The sequence below is a fragment of the Pedobacter sp. AC464 genome, from assembly GCF_979253075.1.
The window spans coordinates 2,324,713-2,349,222 of sequence record NZ_CEEDBV010000001.1; the positions used below are offsets into that span (position 1 = coordinate 2,324,713).

Annotated in this window: 16 protein-coding genes; 1 reads left to right on the forward strand and 15 read right to left on the reverse strand. The window is 43.4% G+C overall.

Annotated features, from left to right (window positions below):
• Window positions 1-34: 34 nt before the first annotated feature.
• The 7 genes from AC0IWT_RS10105 to AC0IWT_RS10135 form a co-directional block, all read right to left on the reverse strand.
• Entirely contained in the window at window positions 35-946 is a 912-nt protein-coding gene (locus AC0IWT_RS10105; protein WP_471797092.1) for a dihydrodipicolinate synthase family protein, read from the reverse strand.
• 21 nt (window positions 947-967) lie between these two features.
• The gene (locus tag AC0IWT_RS10110) at window positions 968-1,894 is read right to left on the reverse strand and encodes a dihydrodipicolinate synthase family protein (RefSeq protein WP_471797093.1); all 927 of its coding nucleotides are present in this window, start codon (window positions 1,892-1,894) and stop codon (window positions 968-970) included.
• 10 nt (window positions 1,895-1,904) lie between these two features.
• Entirely contained in the window at window positions 1,905-2,684 is a 780-nt protein-coding gene (locus AC0IWT_RS10115) for a phytanoyl-CoA dioxygenase family protein (RefSeq protein ID WP_471797094.1), read from the reverse strand.
• Between the two features lie 10 nt (window positions 2,685-2,694).
• Window positions 2,695-4,146 carry a RagB/SusD family nutrient uptake outer membrane protein gene (locus AC0IWT_RS10120; RefSeq protein ID WP_471797095.1) on the reverse strand — a complete coding sequence of 484 codons (1,452 nt, stop codon included), beginning with the start codon at window positions 4,144-4,146 and terminating at the stop codon, window positions 2,695-2,697.
• A 10-nt stretch (window positions 4,147-4,156) separates the two neighbouring features.
• Window positions 4,157-7,501, reverse strand: coding sequence for a SusC/RagA family TonB-linked outer membrane protein (locus AC0IWT_RS10125; RefSeq protein ID WP_471797096.1), 3,345 nt, complete (start codon window positions 7,499-7,501; stop codon window positions 4,157-4,159).
• A 64-nt stretch (window positions 7,502-7,565) separates the two neighbouring features.
• Window positions 7,566-8,732, reverse strand: a complete 1,167-nt coding sequence (locus AC0IWT_RS10130; protein ID WP_471797097.1) for a sialidase family protein — start codon at window positions 8,730-8,732, stop codon at window positions 7,566-7,568.
• A 91-nt stretch (window positions 8,733-8,823) separates the two neighbouring features.
• Window positions 8,824-9,528: a FadR/GntR family transcriptional regulator gene (locus tag AC0IWT_RS10135; protein ID WP_056871626.1), complete on the reverse strand. Its 705-nt coding sequence runs from the start codon at window positions 9,526-9,528 to the stop codon at window positions 8,824-8,826.
• Between the two features lie 154 nt (window positions 9,529-9,682).
• On the opposite strand from AC0IWT_RS10135, the gene AC0IWT_RS10140 reads away from it, so the two are divergent.
• Window positions 9,683-10,600, forward strand: a complete 918-nt coding sequence (locus tag AC0IWT_RS10140) for an alpha/beta hydrolase (protein WP_471797098.1) — start codon at window positions 9,683-9,685, stop codon at window positions 10,598-10,600.
• 795 nt (window positions 10,601-11,395) lie between these two features.
• Here the strand turns inward: AC0IWT_RS10140 and AC0IWT_RS10145 are convergent.
• Genes AC0IWT_RS10145 through AC0IWT_RS10180 form a run of 8 tightly spaced genes read right to left on the reverse strand, consistent with a single transcriptional unit; the run spans window position 11,396 to window position 24,507 of the window.
• The gene (locus AC0IWT_RS10145) at window positions 11,396-12,256 is read right to left on the reverse strand and encodes an ROK family protein (protein WP_471797099.1); all 861 of its coding nucleotides are present in this window, start codon (window positions 12,254-12,256) and stop codon (window positions 11,396-11,398) included.
• 4 nt (window positions 12,257-12,260) lie between these two features.
• Window positions 12,261-13,439, reverse strand: a complete 1,179-nt coding sequence (locus tag AC0IWT_RS10150; RefSeq protein WP_471797100.1) for a glycoside hydrolase family 76 protein — start codon at window positions 13,437-13,439, stop codon at window positions 12,261-12,263.
• Between the two features lie 25 nt (window positions 13,440-13,464).
• Window positions 13,465-15,822, reverse strand: a complete 2,358-nt coding sequence (locus tag AC0IWT_RS10155; protein ID WP_471797101.1) for a GH92 family glycosyl hydrolase — start codon at window positions 15,820-15,822, stop codon at window positions 13,465-13,467.
• A 15-nt stretch (window positions 15,823-15,837) separates the two neighbouring features.
• Window positions 15,838-17,043: a glycoside hydrolase family 76 protein gene (locus tag AC0IWT_RS10160; protein WP_056871638.1), complete on the reverse strand. Its 1,206-nt coding sequence runs from the start codon at window positions 17,041-17,043 to the stop codon at window positions 15,838-15,840.
• A gap of 48 nt (window positions 17,044-17,091) precedes the next feature.
• Window positions 17,092-18,219: a SusE domain-containing protein gene (locus AC0IWT_RS10165; protein WP_471797102.1), complete on the reverse strand. Its 1,128-nt coding sequence runs from the start codon at window positions 18,217-18,219 to the stop codon at window positions 17,092-17,094.
• A gap of 13 nt (window positions 18,220-18,232) precedes the next feature.
• Window positions 18,233-19,855 (reverse strand): RagB/SusD family nutrient uptake outer membrane protein, encoded by a 1,623-nt coding sequence (locus AC0IWT_RS10170; RefSeq protein WP_471797103.1) that lies wholly within the window; start codon window positions 19,853-19,855, stop codon window positions 18,233-18,235.
• Between the two features lie 22 nt (window positions 19,856-19,877).
• Window positions 19,878-23,030, reverse strand: coding sequence for a SusC/RagA family TonB-linked outer membrane protein (locus AC0IWT_RS10175; RefSeq protein WP_471797104.1), 3,153 nt, complete (start codon window positions 23,028-23,030; stop codon window positions 19,878-19,880).
• A 55-nt stretch (window positions 23,031-23,085) separates the two neighbouring features.
• Window positions 23,086-24,507: a sugar porter family MFS transporter gene (locus tag AC0IWT_RS10180; RefSeq protein WP_471797105.1), complete on the reverse strand. Its 1,422-nt coding sequence runs from the start codon at window positions 24,505-24,507 to the stop codon at window positions 23,086-23,088.
• Between the last annotated feature and the right edge of the window lie 3 nt (window positions 24,508-24,510).

A 24,510-nucleotide genomic window follows, 5' to 3' on the forward strand; every position in this document is an offset into this window, starting at 1 on the left:
ACATTTTAAGCGCCATTGTGAACTCGAAGGAGCTTTACTTATATTGCTTAAGCAGCTCAAAAAAGCCAACCGTTTTTAAATCACGTTCAAGTTCAATAAATTTATCTGAAGACAAAGACACCAGTGGTAAACGGGCTTCACCAAGATCATAACCCAGCATCTTCATAATTGCCCTTTGTGCAGCAATAGATGGATGTTTGATGATACACCTGATAAAATCGACTACCCTCGACTGTAAATCCGCAGCCGCATCAATTTCTCTATTTCTAAACAATTTTATAATCTCCAGATAAACGGGTGCCGCAAAGGTATATGTGCTCCCGATTGCACCAACCGCGCCAACAGCAAGTGCACTCAATAGCATTTCATCGTAACCAGAGAGTACTTCAAATCTTCCGTTCTCATAATTCAGGCAAGCCTGAAGCTCGTGAAGTGTACTCGCCGTATACTTTATTCCAGCCAGGTTTGGAATGCGTTTCCCGCCTTTGGCTAAAAAATCTACCATATCCATCCCTACACCAGTTAAAGCTGGCATGTGGTAATAATAAAATGGTAATTCTGGCGCTGCCGAAGCAATTTGTGCCATACAATCAACAAGATTTTCCACTGATGTGGGTTTAAAATAAAAAGCGGCTACCGATGAAAATGCATCGGCGCCAATTCTAGCTGCATGCGCCGCTAATTTCTGGCATTCTTTAATGGAAGTATGGCCAACATGCACAAGCACTAAAATTCTTTTTTTTACTGCTTTAACGTAAGCCTCAGCTATAGCCATCCGCTCTTCCACAGTCATATTTGGTCCCTCACCATTGGTGCCGCAAATATAAACCCCGGCAACTCCGTCGGCAATAAGCTTATCAACCAATCGAGGGATTATAGTCAAATTTAACGATCCATCTGCCTGATAAGCCGCGAAAGTTGCAGCAACTATGCCATTAATTTTCATATTTTCTGTGTTTTTTATGAGTTAAAAAAATTCGGGTATTAATTGTTTTGCCGTTTTTCTGGCGGATAAAACTTCATCCTCAGAAATCCATTTGTATGGCCATCTTAATTTAGTCGGGATTTTAATGTAGCCCCCAACCGCGGCTAGAAATTTATCTAAAGCCGGATTTGAATACCCACGTTTTTGATAAGGAGCGATACAGCGGTCAAAAAATTTCAGGATGTTATTTTCGATCCTCAGGGCTTCCTCGAGATTACCCTGCGTCAGTTCCCAACATTTTTGAGCAGCAACCGGATTTATACAGGCTACATTGGAATATGCACCGGAAGCTACACCGGACTCAACACCTTTTGCAAGAAAGTGACCTGGGACAAAAATGGCAAGGTGACTGGCAAACGCTTTCATCTCCATTACCCACTGCTCATCTTTACTTAAAACTTTAATTCCAATTAGGGATGGAACTTCATTTTTAAGCTTAAAGTAATCCCTAGGCTTCAATTCTAATTTTGCATGGGGTGGGTTGTAAAGCACCAAAGGGATTCCCTGAGCATAACTTTCCATTTTTTTTAAAAAACTGATCTGTTCCTCATCATTGGTTATCACCCAGTCCGGTAAAATCAATTGTACTGCGTCAGGATTTAAATTGGCAATTCTTGTCAACCTTTCCAAAGAGATAATTGGAGCGGGGTGACTGCATCCAATTTGAAAAGGTGTAGAAGTTTGGTTGCATTTTTCTGCCAAAAGCAAACTGATCTGATCAAATTCTGCTTCTGTTTGATTATGAAACTCACCTGCCGTTCCATTTGAATATATTCCATCAACGCCTGCATCAATCAAGCTGTCTATTTCATTTGCCAGTAAAGCAAAATCTATCGATTCGTCTGGCTTAATCGGCAATAATAATGTCGCCCAATTTCCCTTTAAGGTTTCAGCAGTCAATTTGTTCATTAGTCTTGGATTAAAGATCTGCCTCAAAAGCCTCAACCTCTGCAAATTTCGTTTTGCCTTTAACCAGCTTTCCCAGTCGTGGCTTTCTATCATTATAAACTTCAACAGCGTCTGCATCCGCATAACGAAGAAATAAAATGCGTCTATCTCGATTTTCCGACATGTTTCCATCTGATTTATGAAGCATCCAACAGTTAAATATTAAGCCATCGCCCGCTTTAATTTCCATCGGAATGGCTAGCTTATCATCTGCATTCACAATGATTTCAGATTGGCTCTGCTTTTGGTCCACATTTTGTTCCACGCGGATTTGTCCGGCTTTGTGGCTTCCCGGAATTAACCACAAACAACCATTACCCCGATCGGTATCATCTAAAGCAGTAAGGGTAGTTAACGCATTATAGGGCTCGAGCTCGCCATAACCATTATCCTGATGCCAACCAAATGGTTTGGTATTGCCTTTCATTTTAAAGGTGAGTTGAGAGGTGGCGCCTTTTACATTCGGCCCAATGATTGCTGAGGCAATTTCGACTAAAGGTCCTTCAAAATAATATTTTCTAACCGTAGGGGCCTGATGGTGGATATTCACCAGTAAAGCATTTTGAAGCCAGCTTTTATTTGGATCAAAAGATTCCTTTTCCTTCCTCCATGCCTCCATGCATTCGGTCTGGATTTGTTTTAAGCCCTCATGCTTTAAAACACCTTTAATTATCAGATAGCCATTTTCCTCGAAAAAGCTTAACTGATCTGGGGTTAGTTTTTGGAAATTAAATAAATCTTCGTTTTGCATAAACTTTTAATTAATAGCCAGGAGTTTGAACCAAATTTGCATTGGCAGCCAAAACAGTTGTAGAAAGCGGCCAGAAAAGCGGAACCGTTTTACCCTTTAAATTTGGAACATAGGTGTAGGCATTTATAGTGCCGCCGAAGTGGAAACGAACAATATCGTACCAGCGCTTATTTTCGAAAAAGAACTCACGACCACGCTCATCGAAAATTGCCCGCTCTAATGCTGTTTTATCTGTCCCGCCTGCATAATTACCAATTCCAGCCCTGTTTCTAACTTTGTTTAGGTAAGTAATGGCTTGAGCTGAATTATTTAATCCGGCGTAAGCCTCTGCCTCAATCATAAATATGTCTGCAAGTCGAAACATAATTACATCGTTATCCGAAATCCGGTCGTCTGCATACTTAGTACCCGGTAATTTCGTAATCCAGGCACTTTTTTGAGTTGTACCTTGTCTTTCAATTATATAGGTTGATGGCACCCGCTTATCGTTAACCAAGCCACTAAAAAGCGAACGACTTTCTTTGCTGATCTGATAACCGCCTTGGCCATTTACAGAGGTAAGCGCGTATGCGATGCTATCCAGGTTCGATGCGTTTGAAATGGCTGTCAAAAATGGTAAAGCATTTAAACCATAGTTTGCGCCATTTTCATCACGATTGTAATACGCTGACATGATTACCTCAGCATTTGCTCTCGTGGTGGTTACATCTTTAAAATTTGGCAATAAGGATACACCAGAAGCTTCAACGGCAGCAGCTGCAGTTAATGCATCATTAAAATCCGTTGCTCCCCCAGCCAAAACTTTTGCACTCCATAGTTTTGCCTCAGCCTTTAAAGCTTGCGCCGCACCAAAAGAAAATCTATATTTCGATAGATATGTTTTTTCCGGAAACAAGCTGATCGCAAGGTCTAAATCCGCAAAAACCTGTTTCATCACCTCCGTCGCTTTCGCTCTTGGTAAAAGTGGAACATTATCATCTGTAATGGCTTCAAGCATTAAAGGGGTATCACCAATTATCCTTACCAGATAGAAATATGTATATGCTCTTTGGCAAAGCGTTTCAGCCTTTAAACGGTTTTTTAGCGCCTCACTTGAAAAAGAAAATTGATCAATTTTGTTAAGTAATAAATTGCAATTACCAATCGCCCTATATTGACCATTGTAATTCAATGCACCTACTGTAGGGCTCAGAATCTGAGACCAAACCGTCGTGAGCCGACTATTTGTTCCGTTAATTAATTCTTCACTTCTTTCCGTACCATAGGTGATTGAATTTGCAAAGGCTCGAATTGAGGTGTAATTTCCGGTCACATAAGGCTGAAAATCACCCTCGCTTTTGAAATACACCTGTTCTGTTATTTGAGATTGGGGACTAACTTCTAGTAATTTCTTACAAGATGAGAAGCCGGTAGCCATTAAAAGGATAATGGATAGCAGCGTATATTTTTTTGTCGTTTTCATAACTGTTTAATTAAAATCTTAATGATGCACCTAAAGTAAATTGCCTTGGTCGAGGATACCCCCCCGGATCAAAGCCGGTATATGATTCAGGATTTAAACCTTTGTACCTGGTTAGATAACCGACGTTCGTAGCGCTGGCAAAAACACTTAAACCTGTAGCGCCAATTTTCGACATTAAGTTTTTAGGCAGATCGTAACTCAAATAAATTTCACGCAGGGCGAGAAAATCGCCTTTGGTAATCATTGAAGTTACATCAGAAGCATATGCGCTACCTGTACCCACTGTCGCAGCACCCTGACGGATATAATTTTTCTGGCCAAAATCAGCATCGCCAAAAGAAAAACGGGCATACTTTTTATCTACATCCCCCGGTTTTTGCCAAATATCAGCACCTAAAGCCTCTACCGGGGCTCCTTCATTATAGGCCCTACCCTGGCCTAAAGACCGGGCGAGTGCGCCATCAGAAATTACATGGCCTAAAGCAAAATCCATGTTTACCCTCAACGAAAAGCTTTTATATGTAAATGTATTTTGCATGCCGCCTGTTTTGTTAGGTGTTTTGTAACCTACAAACACCATATCGCGGTTATCGATAATGTTATCATTATTTAAATCTGCAAACTGATAATCGCCTGCTTTTTTACCTACGGTCAGACCCGAGGCCGTTGCAATTTGATCTACTTTACCCCAAGCAGCAGCTTCAGCATCTGTAGAAAATACTTTCTCAACTTTCCATGCATAATATCCAAAAGGTCTCTCACCCTCTGCATAACCTCCAACCTCAATTTCTTTTCCGGTGTTTGGGTCCACAACTACCCCACCACCCTGTCTGTTATTGACCCGGCCATTATTTGGTAAGCTGATTACCTTTTGAGCATTATAAGCAAATGAGAAATTTGCATTCCAGCTAAAGGCGCCAATACTTAAAACTTTAGCCTGTAGTTCAATCTCAATTCCTTTGTTTTGAATGGTCCCGTTGTTAAATGTTATACTCGAGAAAGGAGCTTCTGCTGGAAGCGGCTTGGAATCGATTCGATCTTTTGTTAATTTATCATAAAGGTCTACGGTTAAATTGACTCTGTTTTTAAAAAACCCAGCTTCAACCGCCACATCAGTCGTTTGAGTGGTTTCCCAACGCAGATTAGGATTTGATAGATTAGCACGTTGAATACCTGAATTCTGCGCATAAACTGCTGCTGTATAACTGCCATAAGTGTCGGTCAAATCAAGATCACTCGAGCCGGCCTGGCCCCAGCTTCCACGCAGTTTTAATGTACTGACAACATTTGGATTCCAGAATTTTTCCCTATGAATATTCCAGCCAACGGATGCTGATGGAAATAATGCAAATTTGTTTTCAGGTGCAAAGTTTGAGAAACCATCATTCCTCAATACGCCACTAAATAGATACTTGCTTTGATAATCATAACTTAACTGACCGAAAAAACTAGCTGATTTTGTCTGATTTAGGCGCGTTCCAAAGTTGGTAACATTAGTAACTGTAATACCGTTAACTGTTGTCACAGACGGCTCATTAATGGTCGTAATGTAGTCATTCGTTCCTCTTTGCGAACCAATATCAATTGAGTTACCATCATTTCTGGTGTAGTTGAAACCGGCTAATGCAGTAAAATGATGATCTTCTTTCAAAGTATGTTCATACTGAATGATTTGATCGATCATTAGCTGGCGGGTCATGTTTACGCTTTCGGTTTTTAACCGTGTTGTCGCAAACTGAATTGGATCCGGAAAAGCCTTTCTCGAGAAAATGGACTTATCATCACTGACCAGATAAGAAACAGCAGGTCTGAAATGAAGACCTTTGATAATTGTCCAATCGGCGTCTAATCTTGAAACTATTCTTTCAGTTGAAGCTTTTGTATTATCGTACGCTAAAGTGTGGAAACGGTTCCTTGTTGTCAGATTCTCACCGGTAGTTGGTGACCCATCATCTTTAAAAATTCTGATTAAAGGTGTAATTCGTGTTGCACGAACCAAATCATTGGTATATGCCTCTACATAATTCGGCAATATATTTTGATAATTTAACATTGCGTTAATCTGTAAATTATCGCTTGCCTTAAAACCAAAGTTACCTAATGCACTGTACCGTTTATAGTTCGTTCCCACGAAAGTGCCGGCCTGGTTAATGTAGTTTAAGGATACGTTATATGTTGCAACCTGGCTTCCGCCGTCAATTGCGAAATTATAATTGTTAGTCATGCCTGTATTCCATAGCTGATCCTGATAATTATTATCGGCAAATAAAAGCTTTGTACCAGGATTAATCGGGTCGTCCATTACCTGCCATCCTTTAGATAAAAGATTGTTAACATAATCCTGACCTTCAACGGCAACAATATTATCATATAAAGCAGTCAGGTTTGTTGCGATTCCATACTGGCCTTTTGCAGTGTATACCTTGGTATCGGCAGAAAAACCACCATTATTTAAAAGGGTATTTTTATCTATCAAATCACTGGTATTCTTTGCAGTTGTTCTAGCCAAGGTCAGGTAATCCTTCGCGCTCAGATAGTCATACAAGCGAGCAGGCGTTTCCCAGTTTGTTCTGTAATTAAAAGTAATATTTGCTTTTGAGCCAAATTTGCCACTTTTGGTTTTAATTACAATCACACCATTTGCCCCACGGGCGCCATAGATTGCAGTCGAAGCGGCATCCTTCATTACTTGTAGAGATTCAATGTCATCAGGATTTATATCTTTCATGGTTCTAAAAACCCCATCAACAATAACAAGGGGACTGGAAGCATCTGAGCTCTGTACCGGATCACCACCAGAATTTCCAGTTCCGGTTCCATAAACATTGAGTTTCGAGCCACCGCGGATAATGATGTTAGTTCCTGCAGAACCGGGCTGTCCATTTGAAAGCGGGATGGATACACCAGCAATCTTGCCTTGAATGGCTGCGATTGGACTTGCGTTAGCCGTATTGATGAGTTGCTTCGCATCTAATTTAGAAACCGCCGCTGTCGTTTTTTCCCTCGATTGTTGTACATAGCCAACAATTACAACATCCGTCAGTGATTGTGCATTTGAGTTAAGCTGTACGTTTTTTGTACCGGATTCCGTAACCTTTAGTTCTTGCTCGATATAACCAACATAACTAAAAATGAGGATTGAGTTTGCGGGAACTCTTAGCGTATATTTTCCATCAACATCCGTTACCGCACCAATGGTCGTACCCTTCAATTTGACACTAACGCCCGGCAGGGTTTCTTTTTTCAATGCATCCGAAACGACCCCCGATACCTGAAGGTCGTTTGTTTGCGCCATTACCTGAAAGCCACAGAGGTTAATTGCAGCAGTAAGGAACAAAAATAAAATTTTTCTCATAGTTTTTATTGTGTTTATGTACTACATATTGATTAGTGATATGCTTAATAGGCTGCTAAAATTTTTAATTGTTTTTTAAATCGGAGTATTTAATGGCTTTGAACACAATTCCCTCGTAAGGTTTTGCATAACCAGCTTCGAAAAAGCAACCAATCGTATTTTTATCAATAATGGAAAGGTCTGAATAGGCTGAAGGCCCCGTATGTAAGACCAGACTGTGATTCCAGGTTTTCCCGTCATCTACACTCATCCTCAAGGTGATGTTTATCCTGTTTTTGTTACTGGCAGGATTGCTAAAGAAAAGTGTTGGTTTATCTTTACCGAAAAAATAGCTTAACAAACTACCCTGGCAGATGGGCTCTATCAATGTGGTATCCACTTCTACATTGCTCCAGGTATCTCCACCGTCGATACTTGTAGCAGTATGTCTTGTTTTAATGGCACGGTCCCCATTTCTCATATTTAGCATTAGACGTCCGCCTGAAATCTCCGCAACAGTTGTCTCATTCATTCTATCCTGGGGTGTATTGTCCCCCAATTTCCAGCTTTGGCCGTGATCGTCAGAATAAATGATATGCGCAAAGTTCTGATTGGTTGCAGACTCAATATGGTTAATTGGAACTACCAGCCTACCAGCATACTTTCCTTTTACAATTTGCAAGCCATGGCAGGGACCGGTCGCATACCAGGTCCATCCTTGCTTTTTTACCTGAGCTGTAATTTCTGTTGGTTTCGACCAGCTTTTGCCATCATCAGAAGAGGAAAGTGTATAAACATGACGGCCATCTTTTGCAGAACCATCTACAATCTGCTTCTCATGATCTGTACCCAGATTCCAGGTAGAGATTAGCCAGATTTTACCGGTACTTTGATCTTGCAGGGGCACGGGATTGCCGCAGGTATTCGTAGAATCGCTCCAAACCAGGTTCATTTTGCTCCAGGTTTTACCCTTGTCTGATGATCGCTTTACCACCAAATCAATATCACCTGAATCGCCACAATTTGCTCGCCTAGCTTCAGCAAACGCAAGTAAACTACCACTTCTGGTGTAAATTAAGGCCGGAATCCGAAAACAGGAGTAACCATTCTCTCCAGCTTTAAATATAAAATTAAGACTGTCTGATTCAGAATAATTGGACGCAGATGCGCTAATAGATTTGTAAAATAAGATAAGCAAAAGAAAGCAAAGCACTCGGCGAATCTTCTTAAGACTTTCGTTAGAGGTATACATAGCTTAATAGTAATTTGGTTAGTGCAATCTTATTTGAATTGCATAAAACAAATGTAATAATAAATAGTTATGTAGTACATAAAAAACAAATTTATTTTTTTATGGCCTCTAAGCGGTCAAAATGCGGCTTCAAGTGATCATACATTCCATTTCTGAAATCATCTTTAGTTCCTGATTTTAATATTTCGACCAAATCCAGGTGGGTTACTTTGCCAGAAACGAATTCGTTTTCGAGTTGAAGTACAAAACCGAATACTGGTAAAAGCATGTGTTGAAAACGCTTTACGGTATCGTTTCCTGCCATTTCATAAAGTTTGCCGTGAAAGGCTATTTCATTAGCAATTCTGAAAATTTCTTTATTTTTTTTCTTTTCATTATTTGCAATCATCTCAAGTTCGTGAATGCTTTGATCATTAAGGTTTAGGTATAAAACATCGGCAAGGCCCATCTCTAAAATTAAACGAAGTTCAAAGAGATCTTGAAGTGCATCAGCACTGATAATTAATGGATCCAGAACACGCTCAAAACCACCTAAAACATCCGGGCTGGATAAAATCATTCCCCGTTTTTTCTTCGTTTCCACCATGCCTAGCATTCGCAAACGACTTAAGGCCTCTCTTAACACGTTCCTGCTGACGCCCAATGCATCAGCAAGTTCTTGTTCCTTTGGTAGCGCATCTCCAGGCTTAAATGATTTCTTTTTAAAATAATCTCTTAACCGCATTTCTACCACATCAGCCATTGTATCTGATGAAATTTTGTCGAGATCCAAACTTAGATCACCTATTATCGCCATAAAAATAAATATTAGAAACCTTCAAATATAGTCGATTTTATGTAGTACAAGAATAAATAATGTAGTCCAAAAATACTTGAATGTAAAGTAGAAGTATAATTAATATGTACTACATATTTACAAAATAATTTTTATTTTTGTGAAAACCAAGTATATGAGAAAATTATTTCCTGCATTCATGCTAATGCTTATTATGAGTCATGGTCTTTCCGCACAAACTGTAGTAAAGCTTTACAAGAAAGTTCCAAATTCAATTTCTTCTGATTTAGTTGAAAAAACAGATACCTCCAAAAACGGGAGAATAACAACTAAAAATGTAAGTGAACCTACGCTTACCGTTTTCCTGCCTGATAAAAATATTGCCAGCGGTGCGGCCGTGGTTATTTGTCCGGGTGGTGGATATTCTTATTTAGTGATGAATAATGAAGGAACTGAAGTTGCCAAAGAATTTAATAAAAATGGAGTGGCAGCTTTTGTCCTAAAATACCGCCTTCCGAATGATATAATTATGAAAGACCGCTCTATTGGACCACTTCAGGATGCAGAACAAGCTATAAAAATGGTTAGGGAAAATGCAAAAACATGGAATATTGATACCGCAAAAGTTGGGATCATGGGCTTTTCCGCAGGGGGGCATGTAGCTTCAACCGCATCAACGCATTATACGGATGTCGTGATTGACAATCCAGCAAGCACGAACTTGCGTCCTGACTTTTCGCTTCTAATTTATCCGGTAGTTACCTTTCAGGACAGCATTTTACATAAAGGATCAAAAAAAGCGTTAATTGGAGATCAGGCAAGTCGTGAAAAATCCATGGCATTCTCTAATGAGTTTTGGGTTAACAAAAACACACCACCCACTTTCCTGATTCACTGCACCGATGATAAAGTTGTGCCCGTTGCCAATTCAATAAATTATTATCAGGCACTGAAGAGGAATGGTGTAAAAGCTGAAATGCATATCTATGCTACTGGTGGACATGGATTTGGAATGAATAATCCCTCTCGAAAAGATAAGTGGATGGAGCTATGTATTGCTTGGTTGACGGAGATGAACATTAGGAATAAATAGGTAAAAGATATAATTAACCATTATTACCATATTTTATACCAACCATAGTGCTGAACAATCCCTGAGGTCATATTCGGTTATGATTAAAAGATAAGGCTCGTCGGGTCAAGTCTTGTTTTATTTTATTAATATGTGCATCGGTATCTTTTTCAGTCTTCTTTTTTCATAGGTAATATTAAAAACCAGTCTGATAGATTGGCATGGTATAGCTGAGTCGAATGATTCTTGGCCAGGGATGGAGACCTTTGCGCCGGAAAAAATTGTACCGTCCTGAGAACCCATCTTTCTTGAAGTAGCACTTTTACTATTTGAACTTTACGAAATCGGAAAACCGTCCGATCTTATCGGAACAAATCGTATTCGGCATTAAGAAATTTAATCTATAGCAAGACTGATAATCCGAGGTTACGTTCAAAGACTAAATTTCAAAGCGGACCCTGAGCTGTGAATGCCAGGCTTGATAAGTGGCTTTTTTTAGCAAACAAGTCAACCATGATTATTTGATTGATTGCTTAAGTATCCTGAAAATGTTTATCACCGAATCCACGGCATTAACCTGCTGGTAAGGTCTTGCCTTTTCTATGATCTAGCGTAAAAACGTGAAATATATGCTAACGAAGGTCATATCTACTACGACCATAGTCACGAAAATGACAAACAAGTTCTCCTGGACCAGTCCAAGGACATGCCGAAGGATTTCGACCGGCACGGCATCACGAACTATTTTATTCTCCACACTAACACCCAGTATCGCAGCGTAACCAGGAAGTTTTTGTTATGCTTTTCTTTCAGCCATTATGCTATGGAACAAGCCGCACCGATCAATGCTGCAGATTCTCCAAAGCTTGAAATATAGACCGGGACCAGAACTGACCTCGTGCTGAGGTATGATTGAAGCTGAGGCAAAAACAGTGAGGAGGCTTTTGAAATGTTCCCGCCAAGAACGATGCAGTCAAAATTTTCCTTTTTGTAAATCTTACTCAGAAAAATCCCGAAATTCATGCTAAACTCATCAAATAATTCAAGTAAAGAATTTCCGGAGTCCGCTTCCTCGATTAAGTGTTTCACATTAGGCACCTGGAGTCCTGAGTATTGAGCATGTTTGGACACGAACCACCTGGAGGAAAAAAAGTGTTCACAAATACTGCCCATAAAAGGATAGTGCCAGTAATCTGCATCTGTTGCGGTTCCCTTGATGCCCCATGCTGAACCGAATCCTGTGCCGAGGGTAAAGCCGATGACTTTATCGTACTTAGAAGCGCTTCCATGCTTGAGTTCGCCCTGCAGAAAACATCCTGCGTCATTAATAAACCGGATTTCCGCAACATCCCCACCCAGTTCCATTAACATAAGCCTGCGAACATCGTGGCCATAAAGGGCATCATATTTATCCATGTTTTTCATATAGGATATGCCTTTTTGATAATCGAATGGTCCGGGCATGGCTATTGCAATCTTTCCGGAGTTTGATGCGGATTTTAAGCTGCCCGAAATCACCCGGCACCAGGTGCTGATGATCTCGGAAGCGCCTGCTTTTGAGTTGACTTTTTCGCGATACAAAGAGCCCGGCAAAATCTGACCGTTAGCTACATTTACCAGCGCAGCAGTGATATGGGAGCCGCCGATGTCTGCTCCAAGAATTATATTTTCGTTCATTTCCTTATTCTTTGTTGGTCGGGCCAAGCAGTCCAATTCTTGCGTAAAGTTCCGCCACGCAGGCTTCATCCAGGAGCCATTTGGGCTTTTCTTTACTTTGCTCATCATTAAGCCACTTGGCGCTGAGCAGGCCATATTTATCCATGGAGTTCTGCCAGGCTTCATTTAGTTCATAGGTAATGGCTTTGATGTATTCGGGATTCTTATCTACTTCGTAAAGCGCCTGGTAAGCTCTGAATAAAACAGTCACAAACCAGGGCAGGTCGATGCTGAGTCTCCTTCGGCCATTTATTTCTCTGGAAAAAAAATTAAATGCGTTTTTGGCCAGCAGCTGTGCCTCAGTAAGGTATTTTGTTTTACCGGTGAGCTTGTAGAGCATTACTGATGCTTCCAGCATCGACCCGGTATTGTAAGTATAATATGTTGGATTAGGCTTGCCATCCATTTTCATGTCATTGTAGTAGATGCCCTGAGGATTGCGAAGGGATGAATGCATCCAATCGTAAAAATGCTTGCCCCATTCCAGATACACTTTATTGCCCGTAGTTTGGTAAAGCTTAAGCGCGGCAAGCGTCGCCATCCCATTGCTGCACGCAGGTTTTTGGTCCTGGTGTCCTTCAAGCCAGTAAACACCCCCACCGAGTTGCCCATCCCAGCCACTAATAATAAAATTAAATACTTCAATGGCTTTTTTGGAATAGATGGCATTTTTAGTATTCTGAAAGCTTTCACAATAGTCAATGCAAACCAGCGCATTGTCATCATAATACCGGTCAGCTTTTTCAAATTTCGCAGGATAGGCCTGGTAGCCAATGGGCTTTCGGATGCTGTCGCGGTAAGTCCAGAGGCCAATGGCAAGGGTATCCAGGTAGCTGGAATATTTCTCTTTTAAGTCAGGAAACTTAATGAGTACGTTAGCTGCCGAGCACATTCCTGAAAGCGGCCAGAGGAAACTGGCCTCTTTTTCCCGGACGTTAGCGCCCTGGAAATAGTCTAGTTCGGTTTTTTCTCCTCTAGGGTAATGTTCGCTAAACAGTCCTGAATGCCCATCAAGCCTGTACTTCTTCCAGACCTTGTCAAAAAAAGCATCGGCCCTGTTTTTCACGGAATCGCCTCCAGTAACCCTTTGGCAATAACTTTCCATAAACAACAATATCATCACCGAGCTAAGAAGGTATTTCATATCAATTAGAGGTTAATTTCGCTCATTACTGTACCGATGGCGGCGGAACCGCTACACCCCAGCGTTTGTTTGGCTTATTGCCCATTATCAGGGTTAGTACGCCCCCTTTCATCAGTTCATCCCTGTACATCCAGGCATTTGTTAATGGCTTTCCATTCCAGCGTGCAGACTGGATGTATACATTCTCGCGGCTGTTATTTTTAGCTTCGATGACCAGGCGCTTGCCATTGCCCAGAACAATCTGCGAATTGTCAAAGACGGGACTGCTGATTTGCAAGGCAGGCCTTGAATCTGTCAGTCCCTTTACATCAAACAGACCTATTGAAGCCATGACATACCATGATCCCAACTGACCCTGGTCTTCGTCCTGCCCGTAACCATAGCCGTGAATAGGCTCGGTTCCATAAAATTCACTGCATATTGCCCGGGTCCATTTTTGGGTTAGCCAGGGCGCCGAGGAATAATTGAAAAGCCAGCTGATGTGAAGATTAGGCTGGTTACCGTGATTATAAAGCGACTGAATCCCGGCAAAAGCATCAATAGTTTTACCCCCACCGAAAGCGTTTTTCCGTGAGGTTTCAAAAATGTCGTTTAAGCGTTTAGTGAAAGTGTCTCTGCCTATCTTTGCTATTAATTCCTTGGGGTTCTGCGGAACATAAAAAGTGTACTGGGTTGCATTGCCCTCCTGAAACCCCCTCCACGCTTCAAGCGGATCAAACCTGTCAATAAAGTTTCCATCCCCGTTTTTCGGACGAACTAGCTTCAGCTTTTCATCAAATATAGTTTTCCACCCTTGCGATAGGCCCATCAGCTTTTGAAAATCGGATGGTTTGCCCATTTTTTTTGCTAACTGCGCTGCAGCGAAAGCACTGTAACTATACTCGAGCGTATGAGAACCTGAAAAGTGTGACCCAGTTGAATCCGTTTTGTCCTCATCAAGGTAAGGCACATAGCCCTTCGAGATAAAACTGCGGGTGTCCAACTTACCTGAACCGACCAGCCGGTTCTCGTAGTTAAGTTCATTGCCCAGAACCGCTTTATAAGCGAGATCAACATCATAATCCCTGATGCCGGACTGATAGGCCCCCGCGATCGCGAGTCCGACGAAATTTGTGCCAACACCTGAAACAAAGTTACTGTTTGCGATTCCATCTCCGAACCACCCCCTCTCCTTATAAATTTCCAGCTGGGTATGTACAAAATCACTGTAATGCGATGGATAGGAAAGTGCCCAGAGCTGGGTGATGTTCCAAAATCCTCCCCATATCGCATCGGTATTCATAAAATTGTAACTGAATTTGCCGCTCGCATCCTTTGGAAGCTGACCGATAGTGCCGTCATGCCTTGGAAAATTTCCATTTACATCACTCGCTATCCCGCGTCCGAGCAAGGCATGGTATAAGCCGGTGTAAAATTTTGTTTTCTCTGCCTCATCTTTTCCTGAAACGCTAAGCCTACCCAGCTGGGTATTCCACTCCTGTTGGGCGGCAGTTTTTGCACCGTCAAAAGACATATGTGCTGCTTCGGCCCTAAGGTTAAGTCTTGCATTGGAGATGGAAGTGTAGGAAAGACCCACCTTTATTTCTATCGCTTCATCCTTTGCTGTCTGATAACCTAAATACAGACCAGCGCCTATCCCCTTCGAAAAACGCTGACCTGGAATGGAACCCCCTTGACTCAACGCACCTACCGAGCCAGGCGGCTTGCTCAGTTCACCGAAAAAAAACATCGCAACCCGCCCCCCCTGGTCATAGGTTTTCACATATTTCGGATAGGTGATAACAAATCCCTGGAAGTGGGTATCGTCAATCATTTCCACTGAGGCATCGCTTACCGGCCCGCTCTCACCCTGGACATTGCCTATTGACAGCATGATTCGTGAGTCTGCAGACTGAGGAAAAGTGTAGCGGTGGAAACCGACCCTTTTGGTGGCAGTAAGTTCTGCTTTAATTTTAAACTCATCTAAAATAACCGAGTAATAACCGGGCTTGGCAACTTCGTTTTTTCGGTCAAAAGCTGAACGAAAACCGCTTTCCGGATTTTCAAGATCTCCGGGAACAGTTTTCAGCTTGCCCGCTGTTGGCATGAAGCTGATGCCGCCAACCTGCCACTCGTGAAAATGAACAAATCCTTCTATCGAGTTGTGGCGGGTATCATAACCGACGGCCTCCCAGCCCTGCAGGTTGCCGTAACTCCCGTTGGTTGAGGGCGCCAGTTTTGCCATTCCGTATGGAACGGCAGCAGGGGTATAGAAAAACCACCTGCTGTGGGCAGTTCCAATATTTGGATTCACGTATTTAAGCAAATCCTGGGCGTATGCCCCGGGTACCATCAAAAGCAAAAGTGCCAGTGCGGATAGTATTCTTTTTTCTTTTTTCTTCATAGGGCCCTTTTAATTTTAATATTTTGAGAGCATTGCCTGGAGCCGTTGCATCCATGCCTGATCAACGGTTTCCATTTCACTCGAGCGGTTTTGTCCGTCAAATCCTGCAAAGAAATAATAGCCCAAATTAGCAGAATTTCGGTTGGCCAGATTTAACCGGTTGATATTTTCTTTTGCAAAGACCAGCCAGGCTTCATTTTTATCTGCCTGATAGAGGCGTATCATGGCCTGAGACCCCCAGGCGCACCATGCCGGATTAATTCTGGTTTCAGCTGTATTAAAAACGTAGCCTTTATACAATGCGTTCCAGAGCGTGGTATTCATTGCCTTGCCAAGATTTTGAGCCTTGTTCAGATAAGCGGCATCATTCATAATTTTGCTGTAAAGTAAGAACGCTTCAACCATGATGGCATTGTCATAGGTAAACTTTTCAGTATGTTTCAATCCTTCCCCTGCGCCGTCGATTTTCCAGATATACAACCCTGTGTTTGCATCAAACATCTTCGCATTGAGCCATGTATCGACCTGCCTGGCCCAGTCCCTGTAAACCGATTCTCCGGTGAGCTCGTAAAGTTTTAGAAACAATTGAAGCGCAAGGCCATTGGTCTGGGTCGGTTTTTCAGGCTTTTGCGTGTTCCAGTAGAAACCGCCTCCATATACATTATCCCAAAGCCCGCTATTGATTAGCCAATCTCCGCAGGCCTTGGCTTTGGCAAGGTAAGCTTGTTTGTCCGTTCCCGAGGTGACCTCGTAGGCTTCCAGGTAAACCATCCCGCTCAGGGCATTATCATCAACGTATTTATCGCCACCAGCGCCGCTACCGTCTAAGTTCACAGAGGCAAAATAGCCACCTCTGAGATCTTTCTTGTCCCACATGTTCTCCATAAACCTAAATGTATTGTTCATGTAGACCAGGTAGCTGGATTCCCCGGCTGCGACCATCGCAGCATCAGCATATATCTGGCTGACATTATACCACTCAAAACAGTTTGCGGATTTTGAGGTGGTATTTGCGCGATACCCGTAACTCGCGGTGAGCAGGTTATTGACTGTGAAGTTGTGTGTGTCCTTAGCTTGTTGCAGGTAGTCTACTTTCGCACCTGGCACCACCGGTGGAACAACCGGCGGTGGCGAGACGGGTTGTGGCTCCGCTCCTTTCTTGCATGAGATGGCTAAAATGAGCGCTAAGCCCAGCAAGGTGTTTTTCACTATCGCTTTCATAGGGTAGGTTTTTAAGCCACCGGAACTTGCCGTTGACTGGTAAATTTCTTACTGCGTTACAATGCTATGGGTGTAAGCTCCTGCAGCGTTCAGGTTCACTGTGGCAATGATGCTTTTGTTATCTGCTGAAGGGTTGAATTTGTAGGTATTGTTCCACTGATCATTACTTACTTGGTTGAGGTAGAAATAAGATGTCGCCTGCCCAACCGGACTAACGTTATTTGTATTGCTGCTGCCCAGATATTTGATTCCCGATGAGGTATGGAGTGCAAATTTATAGCGCTCATCCCTACCCCAGGAAAACTGATAAAATGTAACCGGAATGATGCCCGACTTCCATGTACCATCTGCTGTATAATTCAGCTGCCCGATTTCTGATGCGTAAGCAGACATATAAAGCCCCAGGCTTTGAATTTCGCTGGCTTCGACCACGCTGGCAACATTGAAATCATATTTTAGATAGTACAACTTTGTGTTACCTGAAACAGTAACAACCTGGGTTCCCTCTTTTATCAAAGCACCTTCAGTGGAAAATTTCCTGCCTGCCTGGGCCTGCTTATCAGTCAGCTGATAGCTCCCCGCCTTTAATGAAGTGTAAAGCTCAAAAACGCCGTCTTCAAGCTTTTTGAATTTTACCGCTTTGCTCAAATCATCACCACCTTCACTTGCCGAACCCGTCAGGTATAGTTCGGCTGGCACTTCCGCGAATCCTGCAGGGCGTTCCAATTGTAGCATCCTAATTTCTCCACTGGCTTTTCTGCTTGATGCTTTTGAGCTGATGACCGTCCAGCTGACCTTGCCTGTGGAGGAAGAATTAATTCCGCACAAAGCGGCGATTTTGGTTAAATCTTTATGCGATATTGTCACCTGGGGCTGTACACCGCCACCATCAGAAACCACTTTAAATACTGGTGCAGTAAAATTCCCGCCTTCTTTATCAAAGGCAACTTCGTAAAGGACAAGACCTCCGTCTTCTGGTGTGGCGCTACCCCATTTGAACTGTTGGGAGGCCGCGGCATTAGAGGGCGTTAATTTAATACTCGCCTGGTTTAGCGGGATAGTTAAGCTCCCCAACTGGCTAATGTTTTCATTCAGCGTTTTGTTATCCTTTTTACAGGAAAGCGCAGCAGCACATACTAGCAGTGTGAGCAGCGCTATTTTTTTAAGATTTTTCATATCCGGATAATTTTTAATAACCTGGGTTTTGTGTCAAATTTTTATTCAGGCTCACCTCGCTCGAAGGAACGGCCCAGAGATAATCTCTTGCTGGATTGAATTTACGCTGCTGCGTCCTGATGTAACCCCCGTCAATATTCTGATCTGTGGCAAACCTGGCACCGTGGGCAAAACCATTCATGGTTACCTCGGCCACCTTCCATCGTCTGATATCATCAGCCCTCAATCCTTCCATCGCAAGTTCAGCCCTGCGCTCGCGGCGGATGATATTGGTTAAATCACCTGAAGGATAAGCAAGCGCTGCTGCATCTGTAAATCCAGCCCTGGAACGAAGGGCACCTATCGTTTTCGCCCAAATCGAAGCGTCCATTTGCCCAAGGCTATTTTTAGCTTCAGCATAACTAAGCAGTACTTCTGCGTAGCGGAACAGGTGAAGGTTATTTCCGGATACAAAACTTGAAAGCGCAATGGGATCAAAATATTTTCTCCAGTAATATCCTGTTGCAGAAGCGCTCTGAGAGCCTGGCGAATATTCATCCAGGCCGGGTTGAACCGGATCCGAACCTGGCTTAATGTAAATGGTCTTTGTGGTGTTGTTTGGATTAACCCATGTATATCTATCATAAACGACTGTTGCGGTCAATCTCGGATCGCGGTTGATATATGGGTTACTCTCCAGATACCCTGACCCGGATTCTTTTATCCCCCGGCCGTTGAGCATCACATAATCATCTACCAGCTCCTGGGTCGGTGCCATTGCGCTTACCCTGCCGCCCACGGTTCTTGGTGCAAAATCCCAGAAATTCTGCCATGTCCTTACTGTAGGTACATATTGCAGGGACAGGATACTTTCGCTGTTGTTCTTATTGGTTGCCGGATCGCTAAAAAGCGCTCCATAACTCGGGCTGAGGGCATAGTTGCCATAAGTTGACTGATTGTTAATTAATTTTTCACAAACCGAGACGACTTCATTCATTTTATTTCCCTGATAAAGAAAGGTCCGCATCTCTAAAGCGAGCGCTGCACCTTTTGTTATCCTGCCATTTTCGCTGGCAGGAAGCTGATCTTTACTTGGCAGATTCGGGATTGCAGCTTCGAGCTGGGCGATGATGTAGTCGCTGACCGCAGCTTTCGAAGTGCGAGGAATCACCTGAGCCTCCTCGGGGGTTAAATCGTGATCCGGAAGTGGGACATCACCATACCATTTGCTTAGGTTAAACAGCGCGAAAGCCCGCATGAACTGGTTCTCTGCCTTCATCCTGGCGATGGTTGCCTGGGGCAAGGTCTTGTTTTGATCCACGTTATCGAGGAAAATATTAACCGATTTGATGGTCTTATAATAGCTTGCCCAGTCCCCCGCAAATTTTGCGGTCAGCGAAGTTGCATTTCCGCTGGCAATTAAGTTTAAGTCTCCTGAAGGAGAATAGGCATTGTCTGATAACGCTTCAGGTTCGAAATACAGCGAGCTGTTATAAAGCAGGCTGTAGTTATTATTCAGCGCATTGTTTACATTGACATCGACAGTCCAGAAGGTTAAATCTGAAAAGCGGTCAGTCGGTGCGATATCAAGCTTTTTACATCCTGCCACGGCAAGAATGATTGAAGCGATTATGAGGTTTCTATATAAAAATTTCATAGGAGTAATGCTAACCATGTGATTAAAAAGTAATGTCCAGACCCGCACCATAAAATATTGGCAACGGATACTGACGGGCACTGTTTGAGCTCGATCCGGTGCTGACATTGTTTCCAAATTCCGAAGTTTCGGGATCAATGAACTTCAGCTTTGAAAGGGTGAATAGATTCTGTCCGATAAGGGAAACCCGAACGCGTTTCAATCCGGCTTTCTGGGTCAATGATTCCGGAAGCGTATAACCGATATTCACATTTTTCAGGCGCAGATAAGCGGCATCATATTTATAAAGATCAGAACCAGTTCTCCAGTTGTTTGTATTGGACGGCGAACCGATATTGGCAAATATCGGGTAGCGTGCATCGGGGTTATCTGGAGTCCAGTAATCGGTCATATGTTCGTACACCGTGGCTCCATATCCATAGTGGAAAGGCTCAACAAGCTCTCCACGAAGAAATGTTTCCCGCTTACCGACGCCCTGGATAAACAGCTGGAGGTCGAACCCTTTTACTGCCAGGCGGTAAGTAAAACCAAACGTATATCTTGGAAAGGGATTTCCGAGCACTGTCTTGTCCTTTGCATCAATTACCCCGTCGTTGTTGATGTCCTTGAACTTAACATCCCCTGGAACCACTGCATTGCCCGCAATCTTTGGGGAATTGTTAATGTCGGCCTGATTTTGAAAAAAGCCATTGGTCTGATAACCGTAATATTGGGTGATTGGCTCACCTACTCTTCGAAGCAATTGAAATACATCCTGGTTGATAATCTGCTCGGTAGCGCCGCCGGATAGCTGGAGTAGTTTATTTTGATTGTCTGCAACGTTAATGCTAAAGCTTTGTGTCACGTTTTCGCCGCGAAGGTTATAGCTCAGTGAAGCTTCCCATCCCTTGCTGCGCACCTTGGCAACATTAAAATCAGGTGTGGCCGCTCCAAAAATTGCTGGGATGTCCTGCCTGGGCTGAAGGATATCCCTGGTTACTTTGTTGAAGTAATCAAACGAAGCGGTCAGCTTGTTTTCAAAAAAGGCTGCATCAAGACCAATATTGAACGTTGAAGCTTTTTCCCAGGTCAGATCACGGTTTGACAACAGTGTTCCTGCACCGCCGACAGGAATGTTATTGAATCCATAAGCACTCGCGTAATTGAAATAGGTTGTCTGATACTGAAAATTCCCAACGTTCTGATTGCCCAGCACCCCGTACGAAGCGCGAATCTTTAAAGAATTTACTGTGTTCTTTATCGACTGCATGAACGATTCTTGAGACACGAGCCAGCCAGCACTCACTGAAGGAAAGAAACTGCCCCTGTTGCCCCTGGCAAATTTTGAAGATGCGTCATAACGCGCCGTTGCCTCAAGCAAGTATTTATCTTTGAAGGAATAATTTATTCTACCGAACAAAGAAAGCAGGCTGTTGGAATTTATGCCCAAGCTGTTATTAGAATTAATAGGATCAACCAGGGTGCCCGTCGTTGGTGTACCCAGCAATTGATCGGTTAATGTTTTTTGCAGCTGAAATCCGCGCTGTGAATAATTTTCACTGGAGGCACCAAGCTGAACCTTAAAATCATGTTCCGAAATCTTTTTTCCATATTCGAGGTAAAGCTTAGTATTGAAAAGCTGGGACTTGCTGTTGGCATCCAGTACGGACCGGTCATCCCCGTAAACACCCGAAGGCAGGTAGTTTACCTGTACACGGCGGAAGAAAGTGCCGTTGTTCTGGAGCGTGCCACCAAATTCACCGGTAAGTTTCAAATCTTTTGTGATGTTGAACTGTCCATTGAATGAACCAAAAATTTCATCGTTGTCTGCCTGGTTGAATCCACCTTTTTCCAGTACCCCATATTCATTATACTGGGAAGCGAAGGGATTGGTCAGATAGTTCCCATTTTCATCCTGCCAGTTAAAGTTGTGCGGTACCCGGTTTGCGTCGGCAAAAATATTGTTATCACCGACACTATTGGTTTTGTTTCTGGTCTTGGTATAAAGTAAGATAAAGTTAGTCCTGAACTTACCGATTACATTGGTTTGATTCAGCCTCAGATTGTATTTCTGGTAACCAAAATTCGCACCATCCCCGCCATTTCCTATAAAATTACTCTGCTGATCCTGATAACCCGCAGAAACATAAAAGGCGCTTTTCTCTCCCCCACCGGCAATATTTATGTTGTGGGACTGTTGAGGCGCCGTGCGCAAGAGGTGTTCAATATCCCAGGTGCCATCACCCTGATCTTTGAGTTGCTGTATCTGGTCGGGCGTGTAGGCCGGGCTCAGTCCAGAGTTGACCAGCGACTCATTTTTATAATAGGCATTCTGCCATGCCGGAACTTTATGGACCAAAACATTTGCATCCTGAATGCCATAGCTTCCGTTGTAAGAAACTGTTGTTGCCTGGTTGAGTTTTCCCGCCTTTGTGGTGATGAGTATCACCCCGTTGGCTGCCCGGGAGCCATAAATCGCTGCAGAACCCGCATCCTTCAGAACCGAAACGCTGGCAATGTCATTTGGATTGATGGTATTCAGGTTCCCCCCGACTATACCATCGACCACAACCAAAGGGGTATTGTCGCCAAGGGTACCCACGCCCCTGATGTTGACGGTAACATCACTACCAGGATTTAGATTTGACTGCTGGATAATTAAGTTCGGCGCCTCTCCCTGCAAAGCCTGGTAAGCATTCAGTACCGGTTTGTTTTCAATATTTTTTGAATCAATTGTGCTTACTGAACCGGTTATGGAAACCCTTTTTTGCGTACCATAACCCACAACCACGACGTCTTCCAATGCGTTTGCTGCGCTGGGTTTCAACTGTACGTTAATCGTTCGCTTTCCTGCTATGGGAACATCCTCACTCAGGTATCCAACGTAGGAAAAGGTCAGGCTCCGGCCAGATAGGTTCTCGGGAATGGAAATGCTGTATGCACCGCTTGGGTCAGTCACAGCACCGACGGAAGTCCCCTTAATCTGCACGCTTACGCCCGGGAGACCGATGTTTTTTTCATCCAGGACCTTACCCGTAATAGAAATTTCGCGTGCCGGGGAAACGCTTAATGGAAAATCTGAAGCCTTCGCCGCAGCTGGCCCGGGGCTGAAAGGAAGCAAAACTGACACCAGTACAGCGAGTTGCAGAACCTGCAGCCGGCCCTTGTTTTTGCCTTGGTAAAATTTGAGTCTCATAATATTTGGTTAAGTGGTGATGCCCTGAGGCATTCTGAAAATGTGTTCAGGGCTATTAGGTTTTATGAATTGAGTTTGAATCCAACTGCCAGTGTGCATCGATTTCCTCCAGGGAACGGCCTTTGGTTTCAGGAATTAGCTTCCATGTCAGGTATAGTGCGGGCGAACAGCAGATTGCGAAAATCCAGAATGTCCAGGATGAACCGAGTCCCTGGAGCAGCACAGGGGTCAATTGCCCGACAAAAAAATTGCCTATCCATAGCGTCAATGTCGCAAGAGACATGGCTTTACCCCGGATCCCGTTCGGAAAAATTTCCCCGATGACAACCCAGCAAACAGGCCCGAAGGAAAAAGCAAAACAGGCAATGAAAGCAAGAATAAAAATCAGAATCCAGGGACCCGAAATCACATTTAAATAAAAAAGCATACCAATAATTATCAGCGAAATCACTGCCCCGCCAATGCCAATATAAAGGAGCGGCTTACGCCCCCATTTATCAATGGTGAATATTGCAACAAAAGTGAAAAGTACATTGACAAGCCCAATGGTTACTTGTCCGCCCAGGGCATTATTTAACGTGAAGCCAGCCTGTTCTAAAATTCTGGGACCGTAATAGATGACCGCATTTATCCCACACACCTGCGATAAAAAAGGCAGCAGCAAACCTATCCACAGCGCTTTTCGGTAAACTGGTTGAAAAAGTGTCTTGAATGAACCATCTTCACTTTTTGCGTTGTTCGCATGGAAGGCATCAAGCTCCTTTTTGGCAGCATATGGCCCGTCAATCTTCGTCAGAATTTTCAGCGCAGCACCTTCTCGTCCCTTAGAAAGCAGCCACCTGGGCGATTCCGGCACAGCAATTAGTGACAACAGAAATATCGATGCCGGCACGGCGCCAAGTCCAAGCATCGCTCTCCAGACCTGCTGAGACATTATGGCCTGTGTGGCCTGTGATGGAAGTTCGCTTGCACGACTGGCCAGATATGCGTTGGTAAAATAAGCGGTTACGATGCCAATTGTGAGTGCGAGCTGATATAGTGAGACCATAGTTCCCCTAAGCCTTGCGGGCGCAAACTCTGAGATGTAGAGCGGGGAAACCATCGATGCCACACCAATTCCTATTCCGCCTATCAGCCTGAAGGCAATCAATGAGGCGAAAGAGCCAGCATACATGCACCCGAGTGCAGATACAAGAAATAAAAATGCAGAAAGGATGAGTACAATTTTTCTCCCAAAGCTATCGCTGAGCTTGCCTGAAATGACAACACCAGCTATGCAGCCAAGAAGGGCGCAACTAACGAACCATCCCTCGCTTACCGCATCCAGTCCGAAATCTCTTGTCACCAAGCTAATGGTCCCGGAAATTACTGCGGTATCAAAGCCAAAAAGAAATCCGCCTAGTGCGGCAACAAGGCACACCAGATAAAGATAATACCCGACTTTTGTATCGCTATTGTATTGTGGTTCTAAGTTCATATA